The organism is Frankia sp. AgB32 (assembly GCF_023243045.1).
Taxonomy (GTDB): domain Bacteria; phylum Actinomycetota; class Actinomycetes; order Frankiales; family Frankiaceae; genus Frankia.
Genome location: NZ_JALKFX010000004.1, coordinates 115,614 through 126,762 on the forward strand (window position 1 = coordinate 115,614; position 11,149 = coordinate 126,762).

At 70.7% G+C, this 11,149-nt stretch carries 10 protein-coding genes and 1 pseudogene; 1 reads left to right on the plus strand and 10 read right to left on the minus strand.

Features of this window, described 5'->3' with window-relative positions; genetic code table 11:
- Positions 1–16: 16 nt before the first annotated feature.
- The 9 genes from MXD60_RS02550 to MXD60_RS02590 all read right to left on the minus strand — a co-directional run bounded on the left by MXD60_RS02550 (position 17) and on the right by MXD60_RS02590 (position 8,067).
- The gene (locus MXD60_RS02550) at positions 17–883 is read right to left on the minus strand and encodes an LLM class flavin-dependent oxidoreductase (RefSeq protein ID WP_248817253.1); all 867 of its coding nucleotides are present in this window, start codon (positions 881–883) and stop codon (positions 17–19) included.
- Positions 884–939: 56 nt separating this feature from the next.
- Positions 940–1,686 carry a PaaI family thioesterase gene (locus MXD60_RS02555; protein WP_248817255.1) on the minus strand — a complete coding sequence of 249 codons (747 nt, stop codon included), beginning with the start codon at positions 1,684–1,686 and terminating at the stop codon, positions 940–942.
- Positions 1,687–1,718: 32 nt separating this feature from the next.
- Positions 1,719–3,185 carry an aldehyde dehydrogenase family protein gene (locus tag MXD60_RS02560; protein WP_248817257.1) on the minus strand — a complete coding sequence of 489 codons (1,467 nt, stop codon included), beginning with the start codon at positions 3,183–3,185 and terminating at the stop codon, positions 1,719–1,721.
- Between the two features lie 74 nt (positions 3,186–3,259).
- A complete protein-coding gene (locus tag MXD60_RS02565) occupies positions 3,260–4,096 on the minus strand; it encodes a MaoC/PaaZ C-terminal domain-containing protein (protein WP_248817259.1) in 837 nt (278 codons plus the stop codon).
- A complete protein-coding gene (locus MXD60_RS02570) occupies positions 4,096–4,881 on the minus strand; it encodes an SDR family NAD(P)-dependent oxidoreductase (protein ID WP_248817261.1) in 786 nt (261 codons plus the stop codon). The genes MXD60_RS02565 and MXD60_RS02570 overlap by 1 nt, the downstream gene beginning before the upstream one ends.
- Positions 4,882–5,053: 172 nt before the next feature.
- The gene (locus MXD60_RS02575; protein WP_248817263.1) at positions 5,054–6,196 is read right to left on the minus strand and encodes a CaiB/BaiF CoA transferase family protein; all 1,143 of its coding nucleotides are present in this window, start codon (positions 6,194–6,196) and stop codon (positions 5,054–5,056) included.
- On the minus strand, positions 6,193–7,044 hold the full coding sequence (locus MXD60_RS02580; protein ID WP_248817264.1) for an enoyl-CoA hydratase/isomerase family protein: 852 nt from the start codon (positions 7,042–7,044) through the stop codon (positions 6,193–6,195). Before MXD60_RS02580 ends, MXD60_RS02575 begins: the two co-directional genes overlap by 4 nt.
- 103 nt (positions 7,045–7,147) lie before the next feature.
- Positions 7,148–7,567, minus strand: a complete 420-nt coding sequence (locus tag MXD60_RS02585; RefSeq protein WP_248817266.1) for a MaoC/PaaZ C-terminal domain-containing protein — start codon at positions 7,565–7,567, stop codon at positions 7,148–7,150.
- Positions 7,564–8,067: an FAS1-like dehydratase domain-containing protein gene (locus MXD60_RS02590; protein ID WP_248817268.1), complete on the minus strand. Its 504-nt coding sequence runs from the start codon at positions 8,065–8,067 to the stop codon at positions 7,564–7,566. The genes MXD60_RS02585 and MXD60_RS02590 overlap by 4 nt, the downstream gene beginning before the upstream one ends.
- Before the next feature lie 397 nt (positions 8,068–8,464).
- Between MXD60_RS02590 and MXD60_RS29655 the strand changes: the two are divergent.
- A pseudogene (locus MXD60_RS29655) lies at positions 8,465–9,807 on the plus strand (amidohydrolase family protein).
- Positions 9,808–10,765: 958 nt separating this feature from the next.
- Here the strand turns inward: MXD60_RS29655 and MXD60_RS02605 are convergent.
- The coding region (locus MXD60_RS02605; protein WP_248817270.1) for a TIR domain-containing protein at positions 10,766–11,149 on the minus strand (384 nt) is incomplete at its 5' end.

Below are 11,149 nucleotides of genomic sequence, written 5' to 3' on the forward strand. Positions count from 1 at the left end.
CGCGCCCGGCCGCGACTCAGCGCAGCGGCGCGATGACCTGCTCGCCGAACCCGGCCAGCGTCGCCGGGTGCGCGAAGTCGCAGAACCAGGCGTACACGCGTTCCACCCCGCGGTCCGCGAGCGCGCCGAAATGGTCGACGAGCTGCTGGCCGTTGCCCACGACGACGCCCATGGTGCCGAATCGCCTCGTCGCCAGCTCGGTGACGCGGGCCCGCTCGTCCTCCGACGGCACGAACGCGACCATCTGCTCGATCGAGATCCGCGCCGCGCCGGCTCGCGGCCGCATCTCGTCGAGCTTGTCGAGGATCGCGATGTGCAGGTTCCACCAGTCGGCGTGCGCTGCGACCAGCTCCATCGTCCGTGGCCCCGCGCCGCCGATGACGACGGGAACACGCGTGAGCGGTGCCGGTGCCTGCCGGGCCCCGCGCAGCCGGAAGAACTCGCCGTCGTAGTCGACCGCATCCCCGGTCCACAGGGCCCGGAGGATCTCCAGCGTCTCCTGGAGACGTCTCACCCGGCGTTTCCCGTCCGCCGGCTCGACGCCGAAGGTGTCCAGCTCGCTGGCCAGTGAGCCGGACCCGAGGCCGAGCTCGTAACGGCCGCCGGACAGGTGATCGAGCGTCACCACCTCCTGCGCGAGCACCGCCGGGTGCCGGAAGGCGTCGCAGAGGACCAGCGACCCGACGGTCAGGCGGGTGGTGTGCGCGGCCAGCCAGGTGTTCGTGACGGTCGCGCCGAACATCGGCTGGCCCGCGGCCAGCGGCGGGGCCAGGTGATCCATCCCGGCGATGCCGTCGAACCCGGCCGTCTCGGCCACCTGCGCCCGCTCGACCAGGTGCTGCGGGCTCATCCGCATCTGCGGCAGGTAAAGGTGAAACTGCACGGAAGTACCTTCGTTCTCGGCCCAGGCCCGCGGGACCGTGCCGGCGTCGGGTGGTGTCAGATCGGGCGAAGGGTGGCCACGGCGCCCAGCTTCTGGGCCCCGACGTCGGTCACGCGGACCAGACAGCTCTCGCCATGCCGCTCGGCGACTGCCTGGGCCGGGCCATGGTTGAACGGGCGCAGGTAACGGATGACCATCGCCTGGTGAAACCTCGGGTCGTCGAACAGGGAGAACGCGGCCTCCTCGGCGGCGAGGGCCACCATCCCGCCGCCGATCGCCCCGGCCGCGTTGGTCCCGCCGGTCTGGCGGGCGACCTCGGCCGTACCCGGTGGGCCGACGACGCACCCGACCCGCTCGGCGAACGGCACCGGCAGGCGGCCCGTCGGTGCCGGCACGCTGGGCCGGTAGCCCTCGGGGAAGACGTGCCGGGGATCCGGGGACACCATGAAGGTCGTGTGGACGATCGCGACGAGGCTCCCCCCGGCCCCGCGCAGCCGTGTCTCGCAGACCAGGACGGAGCGGCCGCGCTTGAGGACCGTGCCCTCCAGGCTGATCGCGTCCCCGGGCGCCGCCGGCTCGACGACCTCAACCTGCAGATCGAGGGTGATCGGAATCCGCGGGCCCATGAGGACCACGGCGAGCGAGCCGGTCAGCACGTCAGCCCATGTCGCCAGGATGGAGGTGCGCAGGGCTGAACCACCGGGGCCGCACATCTCGGGGACGGCCTCAGCCTGGCCAAGGGCGACGTCCTCGCCCAGCTCCATGTGCAGGCCGAGCTCCAGGATCGGGCTGGCATCGGTCACGGTCGATCCTCACGGTGATGGATGGCGGGGGTTCAGGCCTTCGGCCAGCTCACAGCCTTCGTCTCGAGGTACTGCTCGAAGCCGTACACGCCGTTCTGGCGGCCGATTCCGCTGTCCTTGTAGCCCCCGAAGGGCATGTCGACGCCCATGGCCATCGCCGAGTTGACGGCGATGTTCCCGGTGCGGACGCGCCGCAGGACGTTCCTCGCACGCTCGGGCGAACCGGACCACACTCCGCCGGACAGCCCGTACTGGCTGTCGTTCGCGATGCGGATGGCGTCGGCGTCGTTGTCGAACGGGATGACGACCAGCACCGGGCCGAAGACCTCCTGCTGGGCGATCGCCATGGAGTTGTCCACGTCGGTGAACAGCGTCGGCTCGACGTACCACCCCTTCGGCAGGTGCGCCGGGCGGCCGCCGCCAAAGGCGAGGGTCGCGCCTTCGGCCACGCCCGCCTTGATGTGACCGAGGATCCGATCCCGCTGCTTCGCCGAGATCACCGGGCCCATCATCACGTCCGGACGGTGGGGGTCGCCGTAGGGAACGTTCGCGAACGCGGCGGTGAGGATCTCCACACCCTCGGCGTACCGCGAGCGCGGCAGCAGCATCCGGGTCTGGATCGCGCAGCCCTGGCCGGCGTGGTAGCACGCGCCCATCCCCGCGAGCAGCGCCGTGGCGAAGTCGGCGTCGTCGAGTACGATGGTCGCCGATTTGCCGCCCAGCTCCAGGAACAGGCGCTTCATCGTGCCCGCACCCTTTTCCATGATTCGCTTCCCGACCGCGGTCGAGCCGGTGAAGGAGATCAGGTCGACCTTCGGCGAGAGGGTGAGCTCCTCGCCGACCAGGTGATCCGAGGAGGTCACCACGTTGAGCACCCCGGCCGGGATGTCGGTGCGCTCGGCGACCAGCCGCCCGAGCCGGGTGGCGTTCCACGGGGTGTCCGGCGCGGGCTTGAGCACGATCGTGTTCCCGGTCGCCAGCGCCTGCCCGACCTTGTTGAGGACGACCTCCAGGGGGAAGTTCCATGGCGTGATCGCGCCGACCACCCCGGCCGGCTCCCGCCAGACCTGGCGGACGGTCGGCTGGCCCGCCGCGTCCAGCCCGTCCGTCAGGTCGGTCACCCAGCCGAACTCCTCGATGTGCTTGGCCGGCCAGCGCAGCGCGTCCTGGAGCGGACCGTCCAGCTGCGGCCCGCTCGTGACCATCCGCGGGCAGCCGACCTCGGCGATGAGCTCCTCGCGCAGCTTCTCACGCTCCGACTCCAGCGCCGCCTGGAGCTGCTCCAGGCAGCGCTGGCGGAAGGTGTGGTTGACCGACCAGTCGGTCTCGTCGAAGGCGAGGCGGGCCGCGTCGATCGCCCGGCCCATCTCGGCCGCCGACCCGTCGGCGACCACGCCCAGCACGTCCTCGGTGGCGGGGTTGACGTTGTCGAACGTCCTGCCACTGTCGGCGAGCACCAGCTCGCCGTCGATCAGCATCCGCTTCTCGCCCGTCGGCATGCCCGCGACCTCCCTCGCGCGACGGTCCGCCGCGCCTCGCCCGAATGACTGATCCCAAAACGACCGGGCCGCGCTCAGCGCAGTTCGGCCCGGCCGTGGGTGATGACGGGGGTACCGGCACTGTCGGCCTCGAAGGCGTAGCCGCGCGCGCCGGCGTCGTAGTAGCGCACGCTCAGCTTCTCGCCCAGGAAGGTGGGCGTGGCGAAGCGGACCGCGATCCGGCGGACCCGCTCGGGGTCACCCCCCGCGATCCGCTCGACGACGCCCTGGGCACACAGCGCCAGCGTGCACAGGCCATGCAGGAACACCCGGTCGAAACCGCTGCGCCTGGCGGCCGCCACGTCGAAGTGGTGCGCCGAGTGATCACCCGAGACGTCGGCGTACCGCACCGCCATCCCCTCGTCGACCTCGGCCTCCCACGTCGCCACCGGATGCTCCCGCGCCGCGTCCGGGAAGGCGTGCTCGGCCGGCGGCTCGCCCACCCGGGCGCAGGTGGTGCCGAGAAAGACCGTGGTCCACCACTGCTCGGCGACGATCGCGTCGGCCGCGTCCCGGATGGTGTGGCGCAGCGTCACGAGGCTGTTGCGCCCGGCCGGGCGGGCGCTGTGGCCCTCGACCCAGACGCGCAGCGGCTCACCGGGCCGGATCGGGCGGTGCAGGACGATGTCGTGCTCACCGTGCACGCCGCCGGTAGCGGCCTTGAGCACCTCGGCCGGCACAGCCGCCGCCAGGCCCGCGTTCTGCGACTCCCAGATCTGGGTCACGATCGCGACGGGCGGCATCACCTCGCCCCGCCGGACCCGGGGTGACGGGTCGTTCGTCGCCTCGGCGTAGCGGCGCAGCAGGTCCTGGCCCAGGGTGCCGGCGAACGGGCCCCGCGGCGAGCCGAGCAGCACTCCGGGCGCGGGCATCAGCTCAGCCACCCCCGCTCGCGCAGGAAAGGCTGGGTGTAGACCACCCGGCCGCTCATCCGCGCGGGATCGGCGGTACAGAGGATCAGTGCCGTCTCGGTAATCAACTCGATGTCCTCGGTGTCTTCCTTGGCCAGGTCCAGGCTGCCGGCGCCGGGCGTACGGACCGGGTTGAGCGGTGCGGCCGCGTTGACGGCGATCCCGTCGGGCGACAGCTCCGCGGCGAAGGCGCTGGTCAGCCTGTCCAGCGCCGCCTTGACCGTGCCGTAGAGGCCGAACCCGGCCGAGACGTCGAACTCGGCGAACGGCGGGCCGGCCGGCAACTGCCCGGCGACCGACGTCACGTTGAGGACCCAGCCCCGCCCGCGCGCCCGCATCCCCGGAATCGCCAGCTGCGTCAGGCGCAGCGGGGCCAGCACGTGCATCTCCAGCATCAGCCGGGCCCGGCGCTCGGGGAACTCGTCCAGCGTGCGCAGGAAGGTCACCGCCGCGTTGTTGACCAGGATATCCGGCGCCCCGAGCCGCCCCGAGATCTCCTCGAAGACCCGTACCCGGTCCTCGTCGCGGGACAGGTCACCCGCGACCGCCACCGCTGTCCCTCCGGCCGCCTCGATCTGTTCGGCCGTCTCGCGCAGCGAGCCCTCGTACCGAGGATCGGGCTCCAGCGTCCGCGCCGTCAGCCCGACGGCCGCCCCTTGCGACGCGAGCCGCAGGGCGATCGACCGACCGAGCCCGCGACTCGCGCCGGTCACGAGCGCGACCTTGCCCTCGCACTGCCCTGGCATACGCCGCTCCCCAGATCTCGTGCCGAGGCCCACTCACGCCGGGTAAACCGAATTTGTCTTCGATTTCAACTTACTGGAACGCCGCCTCGCGAGCATCCGACCCGAGACCGGCCTCCGGGACCGGCACTCGGGCTCGGTGCCGGCTCGCCGCGGCGGCCTCGCCGGCGCCCCGTCAGCCGCTCTGGCGCGCGACACCGTCGGCGAGCAGCCCGCGCACCGTCTCCTCGGCGAGACCCAGCTCGGACAGGACCTCGACGGTCTGGTCACCCGGCAGCGCCGGGCGGCCCGGCGGCGGCGCCGGCGTCTTCGAGAAGCGGGGCGACGGCGCGGGCTGGGTCACCCCGTCGACCTCGACGAACGTGCCGCGGGCGACGTTGTGCGGGTGGCTCGGTGCCTCGGTGAGGCTCAGCACCGGCGACGCGCACGACTGCGGGGTGACGAGCTCGGCCTCCCACTGCGCGCGGGTCCGCTCGCGGAAGCGGGCCGCCATCGTCTCGCCGTGCTTGTCCCACGCCTCGTGGTCGTCGTACTCCTGCGGCACGTCGACGCCGAGCCGGGCGCACAGCTCCGCGTAGAACTGGCTCTCCAGCGCGCCCACCGCGAAGTGCCTGCCGTCGGCGGTCTCGTAGGTCCGGTAGAAGTGGGCGCCGCCGTCGGTCAGGTTCGCCTGGCGCTGGTCTCGCCAGGTGCCCTGGGCGAGCATCCCGTAGAACACGGCCATCAGGGTGGCCGAGCCCTCCAGCATCGAGACGTCGATGACCTGGCCGGTGCCGGAGCGGGCCGCCTCGACGATGCCGCTGAGCAGGCCGACGGCCAGCAGCATGCCCCCGCCGCCGAAGTCGCCCAGGATGTTCAGCGGCGGGACGGGGCGCTCGGCCGGCCCGTTCGCGTGCAGCGCCCCGCTCAGCGCGAGGTAGTTGATGTCGTGCCCGGCCATCTGCGCGTACGGGCCGTCCTGGCCGAACCCGGTCATCCGGGCGTACACCAGCCTGGGGTTGCGGGCGCGCAGGTCGTCCGGCCCGATGCCGAGGCGCTCGGCGACGCCCGGCCGGTAGACGTCGACGAAGGCGTCGGCCCGCTCGGCGAGCGTGTGGATGAGCTCCCGGCCCCGCTCGTTCTTCGCGTCGAGCGCGATCGAGCGCTGGCTGCGGCGCATCACGACGTCGACGGGCTCGGGCCGGCCGACCTCGCCCGGGCGGTCGACCCGGATCACCTCGGCTCCGAGATCACCCAGCAGCATGCCGCAGAACGGCCCGGGGCCGAGACCGCCCATCATCAGAATCCGGACGCCGGCCAGCGGCCCGGCGGCCCTCATCGGGCGCTCCAGGCGGCACGGGCCTCGGCCGCCTCGGCGGTCGCGTGGGTGATGACCTGGTTGCGGTTCTCGACCTCGACCGCGGCCGCCAGACTGGGCGCGTCCGCGTTGAGCTGCAGGGTCCGCTTCGTGAGCTGGACCCCCAGCGGGGAATGGGAAGCGATCATCGCGGCGGTCTCCCAAGCGCGCTCGGACAGGTCCTCGTCGGGGTGCACGGCGCTCACGAGCCCGGTCCGCAGCGCCTCCTCGGCGCCCACCAGCCGGCCCGTGAGCATCCAGTCGGCGGCCACACTGGTCCCGACGACGCGGGGCAGGTGGTAGCTCATCCCCATCTCGGCCCCCGACAGGCCGATGCGGATGGCGGCGTTACCGAACCGTGCCGAGGCGGCGCAGATCCGGATGTCCGCGGCCAGGCAGAGCGCGAGGCCACCGCCGACCGCCACCCCATTGACGGCGGCGACCACCGGTTGCGGCAGCGCGCGCAGGGCCTCGGGGAGCGCGGCCATCGCCTCCTGGAACCGGAGCCGCTCGATCGCCGGCGCTTCCGGGCCGGGGACGTCCGGCCCGAAGCCACGCAGGTCGATGCCGGAGCAGAAAGCGCGGCCGGCCCCGGTCAGCACCACGACCCGGGCCTCGGGATCCCTCGCGATCGCGGCACAGGCGTCACGCAGCGCGCCCGCGAGCGACTCGTTGATCGCGTTCAGGCGCTCGGGGCGGTTCAGCCGCAGGATGGCCACGCCGTCGCGCCGCTTGACGCCCAGCGGGGTCGCGACCTCGGCACTCGCACTGCTCCCGTCGGCGCCGCGATCAGCGCCGCCTGCCGATGGATCTCCCGGCGTGGCCGGCACGGCAACTCCTCCCTTGTGCTTGCGATCGTGGGGCTGCCCGCGATTCCGGGGCGAGCTGCTTGCGATCGTGGGGCTGCGTGCGATTCGTGCGTCAGGGCGCCCCTCAGTCCACCCGGGCGGTCGCGTAGCCACGCAGCACCTCGTCGCCGGCGCCGTTCACGGTCACGACGTCCAGGTCGACCACGCTCTGCCCGCTCTCGTCGCGGACCGCGGTGACCGTCAGCCGCGTGCTCAGTGTGTCTCCCGGCCACACCTGGCTGCGGAAGCGCACGCCGTAGCGGGTCAGCCGGCCGTCACCTACCCAGTCGGTCAGGGCGCGGGCCGTCAGGCCCATCGTCAACATGCCGTGCGCGAACACCCCGGGATAGCCCGCGGCCTCCCGGGCGTACACGTCGTCGGTGTGCAACGGGTTGAAGTCGCCCGACGCGCCGGCGTACATGACGAGCTGCGTGCGGGTCAGGTCCTGCGTCAGCAGCCGTGTGTGGCATTCCCCCACGGTCAGGTCCCCGGATCGCAGGCTCACCCTGCCGCCCCAGCGTCGACGGTCCGCTCAGGGCGTACCACGACGTTGCGAGCCGTGATCACCAGCTCGCCGGCGGCGTCCCGGTACTCCGAGATCACCTCGGCAAAGACGAGCCTGCCGCCGCGCCGTCCGCTCTTCTCCCAGGTGTCTCCCGGCCGGCGGGCGACCGCGAGCACATCACCCGGCCGCGGGTGGCGGTGGTACTCGAAATGCTGCTCCGCGTGCAGACCACCGCCCGGACCGCCGCCGTGCGGCTCCGTCTGCGTCACCCCGCTCGCGGTCCGCCCCGACCCGAACCAGGGTTTCCCCTCCTCGGGCCGCAACTGCCAGTCCGGGTCGTAGTGCGCTGCCACCTGGACGAACGTCGGCGGCGCGAGGATGCCGCCGGCCTCCGACGCCGCGGCCGCGACCGGATCGGCATACACCGGGTTCGGGTCGCCCACCGCCCGCGCGAACAGCATGATCTGACCGGCCTCGACCGGGAAGCTGAAATCCGCCACCGTGCTCCTCATCAGGCCCGGGTGCGGGCACCGCTCAAGCGTTGCCGCTGTGCCGCCGGGCCGCTAGTGTCCGTGAAATCGAAACCGAACTCGAATTAGATTATGACGACGTCCCACGGTCAACAGCCGTCCGGCTGACGACCTCGGTAGACGCGCGGACTGCCCAGGCCCCTGGCCGGACGGCGCCGGGCTCCTCGCCCGCTCACGGCACTGACCGCAGCCGTCTCCCGTCGTCGTCCCGCGGCCCTGACGGGGCCCGGCTGGTCGGAAGAGCGCAGGGCTCGCCACGCCGGAGCGGTCCCAGGCCGCCGACGTGACGGGTCGCGTGTGACGTCCCCCGCTTGGAGGTGTCGTGTCCCGTTCCCTCGCGTTCCCCATCTTCGACGCGGACAACCACATGTACGAAACCCCTGACGCGTTCACGAAGTACCTGCCGGAAAGCCACTCCGGGCTGGTGCGCTTCGTCGAGCTGAACGGCAGGACCAAGCTCGCGCTGCGCAACACGATCAGCGAGTACATCCCGAACCCGACCTTCAGCACCGTCGCGCCCCCCGGCGCCCAGGAGCTCGAGTTCCGGCTCAAGAACCCCTCGTCGAAGACGAAGGCGGGCGACATCGAGGCCGCCCCGCCACCGCGGTACATCCGTTCGCCACCGGCCTACTTCAACCCGGCCGACCGCCTCGAGCTGATGGACGAGCTCAGTATCGACCGGGCGATGATGTGGCCCACCCTCGCGAGCCTGCTCGAGGAGCGCCTCGCCGACGACCCCGAAGCCACCGGCATCGTGATCCACGCGCTCAACCAGTGGATGCACACGAGCACTGGACGTACAACTTCGAGGAGCGGATCTTCGCGACCCCGATCATCAGCCTGCCCATCCTGGACGACGCGCTGCGCGAGCTCGACTACGTCCTCGAGCGGGGTGCGCGGGCGATCCTCGTCCGTCCGGCCCCGGTGCCGGGCTACAAGGGGCGCCGGTCGTTCGCGCTACCGGAGTTCGACCCGTTCTGGAAGCGGGTCGAACAGGCCGGCATCGCCGTGGGCATGCACGCCTCCGACGACGGGTTCCAGCGCTACCTCAACGAGTGGGAGGGCTCCAGCGCGGAGTACCTGCCGTTCAAGAGCCGGCGCTCGGCCTTCCACCTGATCGTGGACAGCGAACACCGCTTCATCAAGGACACAGCCACCTCGATCATCGGGCACGGCCTGACGGCCCGCTTCCCGACACTGCGCTTCCTGCCGATCGAGAACGGCAGCTCGTGGGTCCGTCCGCTCGTCACCCAGTTCCAGAAGCTGTACGAGCGCACCCCGAGCGCCTTCGACGAGAACCCGATGCAGGCCTGGCACCGCTGCATCTACGTCCACCCCTTCCACGAGGAGGACGTCGCCGGGCTCGTCGGCGTCATCGGCCCGGACAACGTGCTGTTCGGCTCCGACTACCCGCACCCCGGCGCAACGAGCAGCCAGGCCGCCACCAGAACATTGACGATTGGCGTCCTGACGGACGCGACCGGCCCGGCCTCCTCGGGGCAGAAGAACCTCGAGGACGGCCTGAAAGCGGGTATCGCCTCGGTCGCCGGCCAGGGATACACCATCAAGTACGTGATCGGGGACACCGCCACCAATCCCGCGACCGCGCTCTCCGCCGCGCAGAAGCTCGTCCAGCAGAATCACGTGGTCGCCGTCGTCGCCCATTCGGCGATCGCGTTCACCGTCGTTGTCCTGACGCCCGTTCCGTAACTCCGAGCGATGACGCACGGCTTGCGTCGCCGCGATTCCGGCACCTTTGCAGCGTAATCGTCTCCTAGCGCGGTGCGGCCACAACGAGACGATGCGTCACCCGACGCCTAGCAGATCTGACGGCGGCTTTGAGCGGATGAGCCGCCGTGGTGCCGTCGCCGCTATCGCGTTACGTGGTCGCCCGGACCGCTTCCCGGGATCCGGGACTGTCCGCCCGATAAGCGGACGCGCGTTTGTCTCGATCTTCTGCGTCGTCGCTGGTCAGGCGTCCGGCGGTCGTGACCGTGCGAGCTCCACTGCCGGAAAAAGCCATCGTGTGTGGCAACGTCCACGGACATCAGCGAACGGACGCCCGTGCTCACAGGTCGCTTCCCGTGGCGTCTACCAGCGCAAACAGTGCTGAGGTGACGGAACGCTACCATCACAAAAATGGATCTCCGTGACCTTCTACGCAAAAGGCGGAAGGTCGGCTTCGCTGTTTTCGCAGGTCAGCCAGGGTCAGAGCGGGGCCGTCGCTGGGATTTGACGGTCGCCGTTGCCACACGCATTGCCACATAATGATCTTCAAATGGCCAAAAACGATCTGACGGATTGTGCATAACCGCAGGCCAGAGGCGGTGGGCAGGGGCGGGGTCGAACCGCCGATCTTCCGCTTTTCAGTGCCACGGTGGCCCGTACGTGGCCCTTCATGGCGGTTCGTGGCGCAGGTGGGTTGGTGCCACGACGTGGTCTCGAACGCTCCTGAACGGCCCTGAACGAGACCAGGACTGAGACCACACGGCTCAGGTGGACCGCCACTCAACCTGGGACCAAGAGATCTTGACAGCCCGCATATATCCGTGGAGGCGCGCGAGTTCAGGGAACGCACCCCAGCACCTAGATACAGTTGACGCACCATTCCGACGCGGGTCAGGGGCATCGAGGGAACAACGAGCGCCGATCGAAGACCTTCACTGCCTTAGCTGAGAAATCCTTCGCGTTCAAGGACTAGGCGCACGTCCTCGAACACGGCCGATATCTTTCCCTTTGGGAATCTGATCTGACCAAGACCGGTGACATTCGAAAACTCCTCGCAGCCATCTTCAATCATAATGATCGCGCGAGAGAAGCCGAGTCTTCCTTGGAATAGCCCCGCCTCATGAACAACGTTCTGCCTGGCCACGACCGCTCCGTCGGCACGCTCATCTTCGGCCGTGAGTACCAGGAGAGCAATACCAGCTGAGTCAAGCATCTGGACCAGGCGGTCAATACTGGTTACGCCCGAAACGCTCGTCAGGATCGGCGACCATCCGCAGCGTCGATCCCCGATGGCCGTCCTGCCCGCCGGGCCTGCGGCCGGTCT

What these genes read in the sequence shown, in the direction of transcription:
- MXD60_RS02560 (WP_248817257.1), bottom strand. Translation starts at nt 3,185, where the DNA reads ATGCCGACGGGCGAGAAGCGGATGCTGATCGACGGCGAGCTGGTGCTC.
- MXD60_RS02565 (WP_248817259.1), bottom strand. Translation starts at nt 4,096, where the DNA reads ATGCCCGCGCCCGGAGTGCTGCTCGGCTCGCCGCGGGGCCCGTTCGCC.
- MXD60_RS02570 (WP_248817261.1), bottom strand. Translation starts at nt 4,881, where the DNA reads ATGCCAGGGCAGTGCGAGGGCAAGGTCGCGCTCGTGACCGGCGCGAGT.
- MXD60_RS02575 (WP_248817263.1), bottom strand. Translation starts at nt 6,196, where the DNA reads ATGAGGGCCGCCGGGCCGCTGGCCGGCGTCCGGATTCTGATGATGGGC.